Origin of the sequence: Sporomusa rhizae (assembly GCF_041428845.1) — a bacterium.
GTDB lineage: Bacteria > Bacillota > Negativicutes > Sporomusales > Sporomusaceae > Sporomusa > Sporomusa rhizae.
On the sequence record NZ_CP156925.1, the window covers coordinates 3,859,727 to 3,874,348 of the forward strand.

Annotated in this window: 16 protein-coding genes and 1 other annotated feature; of the genes, 2 read left to right on the forward strand and 14 right to left on the reverse strand. The window is 46.5% G+C overall.

The window, feature by feature from the left end:
• Positions 1-16 precede the first annotated feature (16 nt).
• From SRRS_RS18295 to SRRS_RS18360, 14 genes are all read right to left on the reverse strand, one after another.
• Positions 17-1,108: a biotin/lipoate A/B protein ligase family protein gene (locus tag SRRS_RS18295; RefSeq protein ID WP_371362526.1), complete on the reverse strand. Its 1,092-nt coding sequence runs from the start codon at positions 1,106-1,108 to the stop codon at positions 17-19.
• Positions 1,105-1,824 carry a lipoyl(octanoyl) transferase LipB gene (gene lipB, locus SRRS_RS18300; RefSeq protein ID WP_371362527.1) on the reverse strand — a complete coding sequence of 240 codons (720 nt, stop codon included), beginning with the start codon at positions 1,822-1,824 and terminating at the stop codon, positions 1,105-1,107. The genes SRRS_RS18295 and lipB overlap by 4 nt, the downstream gene beginning before the upstream one ends.
• Positions 1,821-2,120: a DUF6506 family protein gene (locus tag SRRS_RS18305; protein WP_371362529.1), complete on the reverse strand. Its 300-nt coding sequence runs from the start codon at positions 2,118-2,120 to the stop codon at positions 1,821-1,823. The genes lipB and SRRS_RS18305 overlap by 4 nt, the downstream gene beginning before the upstream one ends.
• Before the next feature lie 41 nt (positions 2,121-2,161).
• Positions 2,162-3,031: a lipoyl synthase gene (lipA, locus tag SRRS_RS18310; RefSeq protein ID WP_371362530.1), complete on the reverse strand. Its 870-nt coding sequence runs from the start codon at positions 3,029-3,031 to the stop codon at positions 2,162-2,164.
• Between the two features lie 14 nt (positions 3,032-3,045).
• On the reverse strand, positions 3,046-3,372 hold the full coding sequence (locus tag SRRS_RS18315; RefSeq protein WP_371362531.1) for a carboxymuconolactone decarboxylase family protein: 327 nt from the start codon (positions 3,370-3,372) through the stop codon (positions 3,046-3,048).
• Between the two features lie 56 nt (positions 3,373-3,428).
• Entirely contained in the window at positions 3,429-4,625 is a 1,197-nt protein-coding gene (locus SRRS_RS18320) for a dihydrolipoamide acetyltransferase family protein (protein ID WP_371362533.1), read from the reverse strand.
• Between the two features lie 95 nt (positions 4,626-4,720).
• Positions 4,721-5,713: an ATP-NAD kinase family protein gene (locus tag SRRS_RS18325; RefSeq protein WP_371362534.1), complete on the reverse strand. Its 993-nt coding sequence runs from the start codon at positions 5,711-5,713 to the stop codon at positions 4,721-4,723.
• Positions 5,714-5,738: 25 nt separating this feature from the next.
• Positions 5,739-6,707, reverse strand: coding sequence for an alpha-ketoacid dehydrogenase subunit beta (locus SRRS_RS18330; protein WP_371362536.1), 969 nt, complete (start codon positions 6,705-6,707; stop codon positions 5,739-5,741).
• Between the two features lie 25 nt (positions 6,708-6,732).
• Positions 6,733-7,695 carry a thiamine pyrophosphate-dependent dehydrogenase E1 component subunit alpha gene (locus SRRS_RS18335; RefSeq protein ID WP_371362538.1) on the reverse strand — a complete coding sequence of 321 codons (963 nt, stop codon included), beginning with the start codon at positions 7,693-7,695 and terminating at the stop codon, positions 6,733-6,735.
• A gap of 200 nt (positions 7,696-7,895) precedes the next feature.
• A complete protein-coding gene (locus tag SRRS_RS18340) occupies positions 7,896-8,258 on the reverse strand; it encodes a Lin0512 family protein (RefSeq protein WP_371362539.1) in 363 nt (120 codons plus the stop codon).
• A 269-nt stretch (positions 8,259-8,527) separates the two neighbouring features.
• Positions 8,528-10,510: a sigma-54-dependent Fis family transcriptional regulator gene (locus SRRS_RS18345; RefSeq protein WP_371362540.1), complete on the reverse strand. Its 1,983-nt coding sequence runs from the start codon at positions 10,508-10,510 to the stop codon at positions 8,528-8,530.
• A 181-nt stretch (positions 10,511-10,691) separates the two neighbouring features.
• Positions 10,692-12,275: a sodium:solute symporter gene (locus tag SRRS_RS18350; RefSeq protein WP_371362542.1), complete on the reverse strand. Its 1,584-nt coding sequence runs from the start codon at positions 12,273-12,275 to the stop codon at positions 10,692-10,694.
• Between the two features lie 79 nt (positions 12,276-12,354).
• Entirely contained in the window at positions 12,355-12,462 is a 108-nt protein-coding gene (locus SRRS_RS18355) for a symporter small accessory protein (protein WP_371362543.1), read from the reverse strand.
• Between the two features lie 79 nt (positions 12,463-12,541).
• Positions 12,542-12,826: a binding site (T-box leader), on the reverse strand.
• 116 nt (positions 12,827-12,942) lie between these two features.
• Positions 12,943-13,413 (reverse strand): DoxX family protein, encoded by a 471-nt coding sequence (locus tag SRRS_RS18360; RefSeq protein ID WP_371362545.1) that lies wholly within the window; start codon positions 13,411-13,413, stop codon positions 12,943-12,945.
• A gap of 217 nt (positions 13,414-13,630) precedes the next feature.
• Here SRRS_RS18360 and SRRS_RS18365 point away from each other — a divergent pair, with 217 nt between their 5' ends.
• Together SRRS_RS18365 and SRRS_RS18370 are read left to right on the forward strand one after the other, a co-directional pair.
• A complete protein-coding gene (locus SRRS_RS18365) occupies positions 13,631-14,053 on the forward strand; it encodes a PaaI family thioesterase (RefSeq protein WP_371362547.1) in 423 nt (140 codons plus the stop codon).
• Between the two features lie 33 nt (positions 14,054-14,086).
• Positions 14,087-14,602 (forward strand): hypothetical protein, encoded by a 516-nt coding sequence (locus SRRS_RS18370; RefSeq protein ID WP_371362549.1) that lies wholly within the window; start codon positions 14,087-14,089, stop codon positions 14,600-14,602.
• Positions 14,603-14,622 lie beyond the last annotated feature (20 nt).

Below are 14,622 nucleotides of genomic sequence, written 5' to 3' on the forward strand. Positions count from 1 at the left end.
CTAGGTGTAATGCATCCTAGGTAGCTAATATCCAATCGGCTAATGTGTCTCTAAATATTTTTACTGCGCCACTTGCATCCTTGTGGAGCCATTGCGTCAAAACCATCTTAACATCGTCCTCCTGCCAACAGCATCCGGCCAGAGAAGCTGCCAGTAAGCTTATGTTGTATTTCTCCAGACAGGTTAGCCCCTGGCTTTCAAACTCAACTATTTTATTATTCTGGATTACCAGGACAGCATAGCCTAAGCAAGGCCCGCCGTGCCTATTGCCGCAGTCACTTTGACCTGCAGCCGTTGTCTTGATGCACTGTGGAAACGGGTGTAGGCGGACATACGTTCCTTCGTTGATTTTTACTTGACGCACCTTGGTCCGCTTACCAGGCAAACTTAAAAAGTCGGGGCTGGTTAAGTACTTTGTCACTCCCCTGACAGTCGTCCTCAACGCTTGCGTATATTCTCCCGGTTCAAGGTCCAGCCATGATGTAAAATGATGTACTAACCGCGCTTCCACTGCCTCATAATCCGGCAGATAGCCTAGTTCTTCTCCCATGGTTGTTAAATACCGCTCCATAGATAATTTTATCTGTTTCCGAAACCGGCTACTGGCGACATTAAGCACATTAGCCATGGCTGGCCGGTCAAAGGCCAATAAAATATTACCTGTATATACCGAAAACCCATTAATATCGCCCGCCCCATTCCCGGATATTTTTTTGCCGTTAACTACAATATCGGCGGGAAGTTTTATGGAAGCAGTAATAGCAAAATCAGACAATACTTTTACCACAGGGTGTAAAAACTGCACAAAAAATGCTTCTCTCTGTCCTTTTAGAAGTGGGTTGTCAGCACGTAATACCAATTGAAAAAAGATTTGCTCCTCGGCGAGCAGTACCATCCCGCCACCGATATCCCGTCGGATAACCGGTATATTGTTTTCCCGGCAATACTTCATGTTAACTTCCTGCTCTAAATCGTCATGCAACCCAAGGCAAACACACCGGCCAGAAGGGCGGCAAATCACCAGCCCTTCCTGTTGATTTTGTGCCAAAGCATGATAAATGGCTTGTGTCTCATCCCAGGGTATGGCCCCCAGCCGATATAGCTTCATGGCTGACGTCCTCCGTACCGACTCAGTAGCTCCGGCCCTAAACATTCCTGGCTAAATGCCGAAAATTCTACCCTAAAAACTTCGGCAAACTGCTCAACCAGGATTTTGCCAACCTCAGCAAGATTGGCTTCAACACCAAAGTCCCGCATGGACGCAACCGGGCGATCGGTAATCCCACAAGGGTTGATTAATCCAAAGTAGCTCATGTCAGGATGTACGTTCAAGGCAAAACCGTGCATGGTTACCCAGCCGCGTGCGCCAATACCGATCGCGGCAATTTTACCAGTATCGGTCCATACTCCGGTTAGTCCGCGTTCCCGGTAGCCTTTAATTCCATACCACGCCACGGTCCTGATAATGACTTCTTCGAGCATCTCTGAGTAGCAGTGCAGGTCTTGTTTGTAACCCCGAAGGTCCAAAATGGGATACCCTACCAGTTGACCGGGGCCATGATAAGTTACATCACCACCCCGATCGACTTCAATGACCTCCAACCCTTCAGCTGACAGCATTTCATCAGAAACCTTAACATTTGTCTTACTGCCAGACCGTCCCATCGTATAGACAGGCAGATGCTCCACAAGCAGCAAGGTATCCTGGCCAGAGCCGCTGCGGCGTGCCATGGCAAACTCCTGTTGTATCTGCCAGGCCGCAGTATAAGGCAGACGGCCTAACTGGAATAACAGGCAGTCTTTACGACTAATTTTTTCTCTCAAAAAACATCATCGCCGCTTTTGCCTTCCAGTCCGGGATGAATATCAAACCGTACTACGCCGACAACAGCCTTCTTGCTGGCGGCTTTTTTTACGGCTGCCACCCCTTCATGTCCGAACCCGCCGCATAATTCAATAGCACCTATACCTTGTTCAACAAGTTCTTCCACTACCGCTCGTGCAGACTGAACATTACTTACCCCCACAACGGTCAGCTCCACCGCCGGTGTAGTTATAACTGACCGATGCTGCTTGCTGTCAGCTTCAGGTGCAACAAAAATAAAAGCAGCTTTAAGCATCCTATCCCTCCTCATATCAGACCATTTCTCACGCCACAGGATTAGGGTTGATACGGTACCAGTCCGGCAAAGGAATAGCCGGCGTGATAGGAACTACGCACCATAGGACCGGCACTTACCTGACTAAAGCCTATTCCTAAAGCTTTTTGCTCCAGCCATTTGAAAACATCAGGGTGAATGTACTCCACAACAGGTAAATGTTCCGGCGACGGACTAAGATATTGTCCCAGTGTCAGCATATTACAGCCAGCCTTGTACAAATCGTGCATTACATCAATGACTTCATCCATTTCTTCCCCCAGCCCCAGCATCAATCCTGACTTGGTCAATATCCCCTCTCTCCTTTGGCTGCTTCTCTTTATTAGTTCTAATGACCGCACATAGATGGCCTGTGGCCTGACGCCGGAATACAGTCTGGGAACAGTCTCAACATTATGATTAAGAATGTCGGGTTTAGCTTTTAGTACAGTTTGCAGCGCCTCAAAACTTCCTTTAAAATCCGGAATAAGCACTTCAATACCCGCATTCGGCAACTGTTCCCTCACAGCTCTTATCACAGCAGCAAACTGTCCCGCCCCGCCATCACTAAGGTCGTCACGGGTTACTGAAGTGATAACAACGTGTTTTAGCCCAAGATGCCGGGCAGTTGCTGCCAGCATATAGGGTTCGTCAGCATCGACTGCCGCCGGAATTCCATGCGTAACGGCACAAAAACGGCAATTGCGGGTACAGTGGTTGCCTAAGATCATAAATGTACATGTTTTGTTGGCAAAACATTCGCCGATATTGGGGCAATCGGCGCTTTCACACACGGTGTGCAGCCTGCCCTGGTCCAATAGCTCTTTCATCCGGTTGAGCGCCAGTTCCTCAGGAACTGGCAGAGTCAACCACTGCGGTCTGTCTGTATTCATACCGGCAACTGCAGCTACTCGAAAGCGTCAAGCGCTTTCATGAGAGTAGTAGATAAGTAAGCCATAGCCGGTGAACCACCAAAAGCTACGGCAACGGCTGCCGCTTCCAAAATCTCTTCTCTGGTAGCTCCTTCGGCCAAGGCATTCTTAACATGAATGTTCATACAGTATTCACAACGCACGGCAAGGGCAATGCCGATACCAATCAGTTCTTTGTATTTGCGCTCCAATTCCCCTTCCACATAAGCCGCCTGATCCATCTGCACAAAGGCTGCCATAAGCTCAGGGCTCTCACTTTGTACCTGCCCCATGCCAGCTTGCAGTTCACTTACTAAATCCATGCAATCTCCTGCCATTGTATCTCCCTGCCTTTTCTCTATTATTTATTAAGTAAAGATTATATAAAGATCTTATGGGGTTGCTCAATCAGTTTAATTAGCATAGCCAAAAACTCTGCAGCCGGTGCGCCATCAATCACCCTATGATCAAATGCCAGAGATAAACCCATGATTGGTTTAATCACAATCTGCTCCCCCTGGACAACAGGCTGCCTGACCGTCCGGCCAACACCTAAAATAGCGGATTCAGGTTGATTAATAATAGGAGTAAAGTAATCCACTGAACCATAGCCGCCCAGGTTGGTAATGGTAAAGGTCCCACCCGTCATTTCTTCCGGATCCAATTTATTTTTCCGGGCCCGTTTGGCAAAATCCTTAACTTCCTTGCTTACCTCGGCCAAACTCTTTTGGCCGGCATTTTTTACGACCGGTACGACTAACCCGTCAGGGATGGCAATGGCCACTCCGATATTGATATCCTGCAAAACTCTGATTTCCTCACCGATTAGGGTCGAGTTAATCCTGGGGTGAGCCTGCAGCGCTTTAGCTACCGCTTTCACCAGAATATCGGTTACCGAGATTTTTTCTGTGTCTTTGACATCGGCATTGATAGTGGCCCGCAAAGCCTGCAATGCCGCTAAGTCAATACCGACATGGTGGGTAACCTTAGGCGCTACTGCCCAGCTATTAGCCATGTTTTCACCGATTGCCTGCCGCATGCCCTCATAAGGTATGACTTCAATAACGGCGCGATCATCGGTTACTGTACTCATGTTGGCTATGGCCTGTTCAATATCTTCCCTTACAATTCTCCCTTCGGGGCCTGTTCCGGCAACTACCGTGTAGTCAATTCCGTTGGCCTCAGCCAAGGCCCGGGCGGCCGGTGAAATTTTCACCTTGGTTCCCGGCGCAGCAACCACTGCGGTTCTGGCGGGTTGTCCGCCTCCTGCTTTAGCAGCAGGTGCAGTCTTTGCAGTGCTGCCGGCAGCTCTTTTCAAGAGTTCGGTAATGTCTTCCCCGGCATTGCCGATAACCCCCAGGAGACCACCGACCGGCAGTTTTGCCTTCTTATTGGCAACGATTTTTAACAAAACCCCATCGGCAGGGGCATCAATTTTATTAGCAATCTTATCTGTCATTACTTCGAGCAATGCGTCGCCCTTTTTGATTGTATCTCCCTCATTAACCAGCCATTTGCCTACAGTGCCTTCTTTCATGGACAGGCCTAGTTTCGGCATATTAACTTCTGTTGCCATAGTGCTCCTCCTTGTGCTGAACATTTTCTACAACGTACTAAACATTTGGCAGGCCCACCTGCGCCTCCCAGTTTCTTTATTGCGGAATATATGGTCTACTTTATGTAGCTGTAACCTTGCTTTACGGCTGCCTGTAACGCCGCTTCAGCATCTATCACCTGGGGGCCGTCAAAAGTCAACTCAATCTGTGCTTTTTCGCCCTCGCGGATTTCGACTTCCCGCTCTCCGTCCAATGCAATTACGCAAGCTTCAGCGATTTCAATAACTTCACCAATTTTAATAGCTCTGTAGCTTCTGACCGGGATACAGGCTATTAGGCCGGGAGCAATGGGTGCGCGCAATCGAAGGTTACCTGTGCCTACCTCAAGCTCAACCCCGCAGGCGTCACCAGGGGATACCGGTAATAGATTCCCTGTAATCGAAGATATTCCAATATTGTGCGGCTCACCCCGGGTCACGACAATGCGTTTTATTCTTGAAGCGTCCCAGACTGCGCGTGAACCGATAAAGGTATCTTTTAAAACTACGGCATCCACAATAGCAATATCCACCAGTTGATTATTTTTATAGATATTCAACTTTTTGCTGTGGTTTATCGCCGGAATTCCTGTTACCAGCCCTTTTGCTACTACGGCAGCCGCCAATCCGGCGATAGTGCCTTCAACAAAGGTAGGAAAAACGTTATTTGTCCCGGTGGAAATAGGAAGAATGGGCACATGGCTGCATCCTTTTGCAACCATCCGGTTGGTTCCATCACCGCCAAGTGTAATAATACAGCGAACCCCGCTCTTTGCCATAACAGCTGCAGCCTGAAAACTATCGATCTGCGTACCGGTCATACACATATCAGCGGCTGAAATTTCTATATCAGGCCGATGCTGGCGGCAGATACTCTCCATGGCCCCGGTTACAATCCCATAGTACTCGGGCATATATGTGATCCTGGATACTCCGGTAGCAGCCAGGCTTAGGATAAGACGCCGGACAATATTTACTTTCTCCAGATTGTCGACGACAGTCCCGTAAGCAACAAGCCGCCGGATATCTTTACCAGATGCCGGGTTAGCGATTATACCGACATGCCCCATACTTCCTCACCACCTTATCTATGACTTAGAACAGGCTTTTAACTGCCGCGACAATTTGTTCTTCACTGGGAATAACGGCGTTTTCCAGTACCGGACTAAACGGAATGGGAGTAAACGGCATGGCGACCCGTTTAATCGGCGCATCCAGCAAATCAAGGCCGTCTTCGGCCACAATGGCCGCAATTTCACCACCAAAACCACCGGTTTTAACTGCTTCGTGAACAATAACCAGCTTGCCGGTCTTGCCTACCGATTTGAGAATGCTTTCTGTATCAAGAGGTACCAGCGTACGGGGGTCAAGCACTTCGGCATTGATCCCTTCCTGAGCAAGCGCTTCGGCAGCAGCCAGTGCTTTATGAACCATCCAGGACCACGCAACAATGGTGACATCAGAGCCCTCTTTCTTTATGTCAGCTTTGCCGAGCGGAATAACATATTCACCTTCAGGCACTTCTCCCTTTACACCCAACAGTTGTTTATGCTCAATATACATAACGGGATTGTCGTCACGGACAGCCGCCGCCATCAGGCCTTTGGCATCCGCCGGTGTAGAAGGCATGACCGTCTTTATACCAGGGATATGAGTAAACCAGGCTTCCATGCTTTGAGAGTGTTGAGCCGCCGCTCCCATTCCCGCCCCGCAGGGAGTGCGCAGTACCATAGGTATCTTGGCTTTGCCGCCAAACATGTATCTCATTTTGGCAGCCTGATTGAATAATTCGTCCATACAAACGCCCATAAAATCAACAAACATGATTTCGGCGATGGGTCGCAGCCCGGCCGCTGCCGCTCCTACAGCCGCACCGACAATGGCTGTCTCACTAATGGGAGTGTCAAGGACCCTGCCGGGGAATTCTTCAAATAAGCCGCTGGTTACCCCAAAACAGCCGCCAAATTTACCAACATCTTCACCCCAGATATACACATTGGGGTCTCTTTTCATTTCTACCCGCATTCCCTCGCGAATGGCTTCTGCATATGTCATTTCTTTCATCCGATTTCACCCTTCCTCAACTAGATTATTCCGCGTAAACATCAGTCAAAGCGTCTTCCGGCGTGGGATCCGGACTCTGTTGCGAAAAACGAATGGCTGCATCAATTTGGGCTTCCACCTTGGCCTTAATTTCTGCCAGCTCTGCTTGGGTTGCATAGTTAAGCTCCACAAGTTTTTGCTCGAATCTGGGAATAGGATCTTTCTTGAGCCAGGCCTCTTGTTCTGCCGGATCTTTGTAAGCACCGGGGTCGCCTTCAAAGTGACCACGCCACCGCCAGGTCTTGCACTCAATCAGGCTGGGCCCGTCTCCTTTTCTGGCCCGTTCAATGGCCTCGGCGGCTGCTTCGTACACAGCAATTACGTCATTGCCGTCTACTGTGACACCAGGTACCCCATAGGCAGCAGCCCGGTCAGAAACATCGGTTACCCGCATATGTTCGCGTTGGCAGTTGGAAATACCATACATATTGTTTTCGCAAACAAAGACAAGTGGAAGCTTCCAGATGGCGGCCATATTAAAAGCCTCATGGAAGGTGCCGCGGTTGGAAGCTCCATCACCGAAGAAACATACGGTTACTGCATCCGTGTTTTTATATTTACAGGCAAAGGCGGCACCCGCGGCAATGGGCTGCCCGGCACCCACAATGCCGTTGGCACCTAAGATACCTAATTCAACGTCGGCAATATGCATAGAGCCGCCTTTTCCCTTGCAATACCCTGTTGATTTCCCAAATAATTCGGCCATCATGAGATCCACTTTGCCGCCTTTAGCAAGCAAATGACCATGACCGCGATGCGTACTGGTGATATAGTCCTTGGTTGTCAGACTGCCACAAACCCCGGTGGCCACTGCTTCTTCACCAAGATAGAGGTGAACAAATCCCGGAAGCTGGTTATCGGCGAACAATTCTACAGCCTTGCTTTCAAAGGCTCTTATGGTCAGCATGGTTTCATAAAAACCAAGTAATTTCTCCTTTGTAAGTTCCATAATTCTCCCTCCAGATTCTAATATAAATACAACATGGCATTAACCCTAATCCATTTGCGGTAAAGTAGACTTAGCTTCAGGTGGGGTTTTAACCCTATCTGAAGGTTAGTCGCCCTTATCCAGGGGCTTAGCCGCTCGCCTGTGCCCGTAGGGGTATAACTCCCACTTGTAGAAGATGGGAGTCTTAGAGCGGGTTAGTCTCAGGATAAATCGACAGACACAGTAAGCGCCGCTACAGCTACCATAATGGTATCCCCCTCGCCTAACGACGGTAGGTGCAGGCCTTTAACATCAATCCCCCCTAATACCGCTTCTACAGTTACCGAGCCAAACGGCACCATCACTTTTACCTCATCCAGCCTGACTTTTTCCGGCTGAGGACAACCAATCCGCACTTCCACAACCATCTGATTTGGATCACGGATTTCCGCAATGTCAAATAAACCGCAGAGGCAGCTTCTTGACATCGCATCCTTTACTGCCCGCTGGGCCGCTTTAGTAACATCGCCGCCGTGCAAATCAGCCCCCATACCAATCTCGACAACATATCGCTTGCGTTTCACCCTATCACCTCCGTTCTAAAAGTTTTACACTGTAGCTATAAGAATGACCCTGCATCTCACTATAATTGCAAATCTTATGCCAACACCAAATAAAGGGAACTGCTGCCCCTCAGCCGGGGCAGCAGTTCCCTTTATAATCACTATTCAGAAATATCAGCTTTTTAAGTGCAGGATCAGATCTCCTACTGGCGCACTGAAAATTATGTAGCAGTCACTGTAGCGCTTTGTAGCGTTGCCGTAGTACCCGCTACACTTTGAAACATAATTGCTCAGCAAATTGAATATTTCCTCATTTTGCGATAGAGCGTACTACGGGCAATACCCAATTCACTGGCTACACGGCTTATGTTCCCACCTTCCTGCTCAAGCAGTGTCCTGATTTTCTCGAGCTCTTCCTCAAGCAGTCTCTGCTTAATTTCTCTATTTCCGGTCGCCCTGTACTCATACCTGTCTTTTGAACACTGTAACTCAGACGGTAAACACAATAGGGAAATAGTATTATCCTCGGCCATATGGCAGGCTCTTTCAGCTACATTATGCAGCTCACGGACATTTCCCGGCCAAGTATACCTATTTATACATTCCAGTACATTAGCATTAATTATAAACTTTCTTTCTTGTTCACATCCGATTTGGCTGATGAAATGACAAAACAATAATTCGATATCTTCCCTCCGGTTTCGTAACGGCGGGATCTCAATTTTAAATACATTTAACCGGTAATATAAATCTTGCCGAAAGGTTCCGTTTGCAACCAATTTGTTTAAATCCTTATTAGTAGCACAGATGATACGCACATCCACCGGTATGACTTTATTACCGCCGATCCGGGTAACCCGTTTATCCTGCAGTACTCTGAGCAAGGCCACTTGCTGTTCCAAAGGCATATCACCTATTTCATCAAGAAACAGCGTGCCGCCTGACGCTAACTCAAAATTGCCAGGCTTGCCACCACGTCTGGCCCCGGTAAAAGCACCATCTTCATAGCCAAACAGTTCACTGCCGACCAACTCCCGGGGAATTGCGCCGCAGTTCAGAGCAATAAAAGGACCACTTCGCCTCGCACTTTTATTGTGAATCGCCTGTGCAAACATTTCCTTACCGGTGCCGCTCTCGCCATGCAAAATAACATTTGATGAAGTAGCCGCAGCCATGGACGCTTGCTGAACAGTACCCAAGAGCGAGGCACTGGTTCCCAGAATGTCGTTAAAGGTAAAAGCTGTATGATGACCGCTCAGGCGGTTAACCGGATTATGCACCTTTTCAACAGGCCGCAAAATGATGACACCGCCATTTATGCCGCCTTGCTTATCAAATATTATTTCCCCGGATACAGCACAACGCTTAGGCCCTATCCGGCCATCTGTCTGAAATTCTATGTCAGCGTATGTTTCTTTTCCATTGAGCATCTTTTGAATTAATTGGTCATTATTCCGAAACAGCGTCTGTACTTGAGTTCCAGTTAGCTTTTCTCCGTTCTTTCCCAATAGCTTTTGGGCTATGAGATTATACTCTTTTACCCGGCCAAACCGGTCAAATAAAATCACACCATCCGATATTGTGTTGAAAATACTGGATAAGTGCTTATTCATAAGCAAAAGCTCATAATTTTTTTGCTGAATTCCAATTTGTGTGCTAATAGCATTAGCAGCTGCCGCAACCATCCCCAAGGTGTGAGAATAAGCGGCCTGAGCCGGTCCTGATAAATCGAGAAAGGCTATAATCTCACCGTCTACTCCAAAAATAGGAGCTGCAGAACAAGTCCACCAGTGATGCCTTAAACAAAAATGTTCTGCTCCTGAAACTTGTACAGGTTTACCAGTTACTAACCCGACAGAAATTGCATTTGTTCCCACATCACATTCCTGCCAGCTTGCCCCCCGGACAAAGTGAAGTTTCCTAGCACTTGTAAGTGCTTCTCTGTCGCCAAAGCATTCCATGACATAGCCGTTGGCATCTGCCAATACAACAATAAAGCCCGAGTTGCGAAAAAACTCGTAAATATTGGCCATGAACGGCTTGGCAATATTGATGATCTCTTGATTTTTTTCCAGTAACATACGGACAGCTGTATGTTCGAGAATGTTCTGAGCCCGGCCATCATCCGGATTAAGCTCCATCTGAGAACACCTTAGCCAGGAGTCCGCAATCTGCGGCGGTAAAGCACCCTGATTTTCAAAATTGCCATTACTAATAAACTTTTTCCAGATCCAATCTTTGCGCGGCATGTCTGTCGGTTTGTCTTTAAACATTTACAACACCTACCTACTCATTGCCAAAAAGCAATCTGTACTAGTCTACCCTATTCCCTCTTTCGCCTAAATTAGTACAATCATAATTATTACTGGAAGAGGTTCTAATGACATTCTAAAAATCCTGCAATGATGTTCATATTTTTTTTGCGCTTACCACTCCATCTGAATAAGTCTCATTTTATCTGCTATTTTCAATTGCTGTCTGCTGTACCGGCTGCGTAACTGCACTCACACCAACAAGCACCACTGAACTAATCGGCAATGCAATAATTAACGGATCAATATATGTCCAAGGCGCTGTTGCCAATGTACTAACGCCAAATAGCTTGAGACACAGCCCAAACACTGCAGCTTCCTTTTCGTGGACTAGCAAAACAATCAACAAGTACACTACAGATGCTGCGATCATACTGCAAATTGCCCCTTTCGGCGTAACTTTAGGCCAATACAGCGCTGCCGTATACATTGGCAAAAAAGCAGCGGTACACATTCCAAAAAACAGTGCAGTAGCGATGGCAATCACCCCTAAGGGCAATTGAAAAGCTAGTAAAATGGTGACACCAAACCCAAATAAAGTCCCCAACCGGGCGAGTAGTAATGCTTTTTTGTCATTTCCCCGGTTACGGGGATTAAGATCATAGGAGACAGACGTAGAAATGATGTGAAACTGCCCGCTTAGTGTAGACATAGCCGCAGATAGCAGAGTGAATAAAAACAGATACTTAAGCCATTCCGGCATGGCCTGGGTTATAAATAAAGGAATAATTTTATCTACATTGGCAGCACCCCCGCCTGCTGCAGTTGCCGCTAAAGCAAGCTGCCCGGCATGCTCTATAAAATAAACATTGGATAAAGCCCCCACCGTATAAGCAACACCAGGGATAAACAAAATAAATAACGCGCCTATACCCAGTCCTTTATAAATGTCCTTGGAGCTGGCCACCGTCATAAACCGGACAGCCAGTTGCGGTTGTGCTAAAACACCTACTCCAACCCCTAAGATCAGTGTAGAAGTTACAAACCACCATAGTTCTGATCCAATAACCGGCATAGCCGTCCACCCTTGATGGCCTTTAGCCGCTAAGGCGCTAGGGACAAGATTTTTCAGAGCTGATAATTTCTCATGCGCTGCAACAACTCCGCCCAATTCCGTATAGGTAAGAAAAAGCAGCGCAATCATACCTACCAGCATGATAATCGCCTGCATAGCATCGGTATAAATAACCCCGCGTAAGCCTCCAAAGAAAACATACGCAAATACAATTAGCGCAAATATAACAACCGCCGTACCATAATTCATCTGAAGAGCCTCTTCCATATAACGGGCTCCACCAATCATTACGGCTGCTGCATACAGCGGCATAGCTAAACTTATTACACTGGCAGAAAACTTTCGAATGAAAGGAGAATCAAAACGCGCCCCCAAAAACTCGGGAAATGTCTTTACCTGAAGTTCGTGAGCAAGTTTACGAGTTTTAACACCATAGAAAACAAAAGCAACAAAAATACCTACCAATATGTTGCATGCTGTTAGCCATAACAGACTCATGCCATAAACGGCCGCTACACCACCAAAACCAACGATTGCGGAAGTGGAAATAAACGTAGCACCGTAGGCTAACGCCATAAGTACGGGGTGAACGTTGCCTCCCGCAATCATATAGTCCTTAGCTGACTTCGTATGTCGGAAGCCAAGATACCCAAGAAACACCGTCAATCCCAGGTAAGCTACCAACATCATGTAAAGCAGTTGATTATTCATAAAAACTTTCTCTCCTTACTACCATACTTCTCTTTTCTCGTTTTTTCACTCCATGCTTCTTTGCTACCATTCTACCCTACTATACTTCTTTTCTACTTTTCCAGGCTCCATAGCCAACACACAGAACGGTCGACCCAATGCAGGATAAATAAGCTAACGCAATCCACGGATCGGTAAGTCCAAGCATCTAATCACCTCCTTAGGTAAAGAAAACACACAAAGCTATACTTTCTGTTTTGAAAAATAAAAAACTCCCGCCCCTTACCAAAAGGGACGAGAGTTATTCCCGCGATACCACCCTTATAGAGTCATGTATTACTGACTCCTCCTTATTAGAGTACAGGCAAAACCGAGCCTGCCGATACCCCCTTCCCAATAACGGCGGAAGCTCCGGCCACGCTTACCAATGCAAGAGACCATCACTACATCTCCAGTATCTTCAGCTAGCAACTCCGAGGCGTACTTCACAATTCAACTCCAGTCCGGCTTCCACCTGCCGCCGGCTCTCTGTGCTGTTATCGAATGCTACTTCTCCTCTTCATAGTCTTTAGGAAAACTATATACAATTGTAAATATCAATATTATTTTTCTCGTTTTAGAAAAATCATTGTTTCTTGTGTATAATATAACAATACACATGTACTTTGTCAATATTCGCCTGTTTTTTTTACCTAAGCTTATTTCGGAATGTTTCTTTCGTATCCTCTTCAAAACCTAACAAGTGATCTATACTGTATTTACCTGGACCAACAAAAGCAGCTCCAAAAAAACTAATTCCGTCCTCTAATGCTTGGGAAGCTTTTTGCAGCCCCTTACCATCAATCATTTGGCTGGCATAGGCGATAAACATATTGCTAAATAAGAGAAAACAAGCCGGACGATAAAATAATCCCAGGGCAAATAATAAACCGCCGCCAAACTCGGCAAAACTTGACATAAACCCCCAAAGGCCCGGAGCAAATTCAACGCCAAAAATTCCCATCGTTTTGCCAAGCCCAGTCCATTTTTCTACCCCACCGCTAATCTTAGGCCAGCCATGCCACATAAACATGCCGCCTAAACCAAGGCGAAATAGCAGAAGTCCCAAATCCCGATACCTTGATAATATACATGAAACTAGTCGTAAAAACTGCTTCAAAAAAATCACGTCTCCTTAGAAAATTTACTACAGCTCTAGTATCGTCATTTATCTAACTACAGTTTACCTCTTTAGCGCCAAAATTATATAATCCACCGCAAACAAAACCCATTTAGCGGGACTATACGGGACTAAGTTTAATAACCATTTGGTAAAGAATAACCAGAATACGGACGAATGTGGTAAAATAGTATCATTAATCCAAGGGAGGCAGACTATGACAAACCAAAAATTGCTGTTAAACGACCATCTGCAAAACATCTACAAGCAAAACGCTTTTGTAAATTTATTAGAAATGAAACTGATCGAATTAGAACCGGGTAAAGCTAAGTTATCCATGCCTGTAAATAAAGAAATCCACACCAATTTATATAAAATGGTGCATGGCGGCGCTCTGGCTGCCTTAGTTGACACCGCAATGGGAGTCGCCTGTGCCACAACCGGCAAAAAAGTAGTGACACTTGATATGAATTTGAACTTTATTCGCGGAGCCGAATCCCAGCAACTATTAACCGGTGTCGGGACTCTTATCCACGATGGCAAACAAACTATGGTAGCCGAAGCAGAAGTTCTGGACGCTGATAATAATTTACTTGTAAAAGCCAGAGCTACTTTCTTTGTAACCGGAAGCTTTTTATAATCATATTATGTAAAAACAAGTGAGGGGTGCACCATGCTTGGTAAATGGAGTATTCAAGCACGCGCTTTTAAAATTCCACTCACACCGTTTGCTCATAACTTTTGGGCGTTAGTTGAACCTAAAGGAGAGGTTGTCGACCAAATTCACGGCCTCGCCTTTGATCCCAAAACGAGAATGACCAAAGCGATCGGAAATTCTTCTCACCTATTGCTTGCTATCCATGACCACACTATTACCTGGTCGTTTCAACCAAATCAACCGATTGTGGTTTGCATCTTAGGTCTTGAAACAGTAGTGCGCGAACGTTGGCAGGCGGCCCTAAATGCCCTTTCGGCAATTAATGCTTTACAATTGCGTTATCCTAATCTTTGGCAGCATATCTACAAAATGAACAGTAATTCCATCTTCAATACCGTCGGTCAAATAATGGGCTTTACAACTCCCGCCAAACTCTTGCCAATACCAGCCCCAGGGGTAAGGCTGGTTGTTTCCGAGAAAATCATTAAAGAGTTCTGTTATACGCTCAATCCAATTGATTATTGTAGATAAGGCATACAAGAAAAATGTCC

Coding starts and splice junctions, on each gene's coding strand:
- SRRS_RS18370 (WP_371362549.1), top strand. CDS start 14,087: ATGCTTGGTAAATGGAGTATTCAAGCACGCGCTTTTAAAATTCCACTC.
- SRRS_RS18305 (WP_371362529.1), bottom strand. CDS start 2,120: ATGCTTAAAGCTGCTTTTATTTTTGTTGCACCTGAAGCTGACAGCAAG.
- SRRS_RS18335 (WP_371362538.1), bottom strand. CDS start 7,695: ATGGAACTTACAAAGGAGAAATTACTTGGTTTTTATGAAACCATGCTG.
- SRRS_RS18295 (WP_371362526.1), bottom strand. CDS start 1,108: ATGAAGCTATATCGGCTGGGGGCCATACCCTGGGATGAGACACAAGCC.
- SRRS_RS18355 (WP_371362543.1), bottom strand. CDS start 12,462: ATGCTTGGACTTACCGATCCGTGGATTGCGTTAGCTTATTTATCCTGC.
- SRRS_RS18365 (WP_371362547.1), top strand. CDS start 13,631: ATGACAAACCAAAAATTGCTGTTAAACGACCATCTGCAAAACATCTAC.
- SRRS_RS18350 (WP_371362542.1), bottom strand. CDS start 12,275: ATGAATAATCAACTGCTTTACATGATGTTGGTAGCTTACCTGGGATTG.
- lipA (WP_371362530.1), bottom strand. CDS start 3,031: ATGAATACAGACAGACCGCAGTGGTTGACTCTGCCAGTTCCTGAGGAA.
- SRRS_RS18330 (WP_371362536.1), bottom strand. CDS start 6,707: ATGAAAGAAATGACATATGCAGAAGCCATTCGCGAGGGAATGCGGGTA.
- SRRS_RS18325 (WP_371362534.1), bottom strand. CDS start 5,713: ATGGGGCATGTCGGTATAATCGCTAACCCGGCATCTGGTAAAGATATC.
- SRRS_RS18320 (WP_371362533.1), bottom strand. CDS start 4,625: ATGGCAACAGAAGTTAATATGCCGAAACTAGGCCTGTCCATGAAAGAA.
- SRRS_RS18315 (WP_371362531.1), bottom strand. CDS start 3,372: ATGGATTTAGTAAGTGAACTGCAAGCTGGCATGGGGCAGGTACAAAGT.
- SRRS_RS18345 (WP_371362540.1), bottom strand. CDS start 10,510: ATGTTTAAAGACAAACCGACAGACATGCCGCGCAAAGATTGGATCTGG.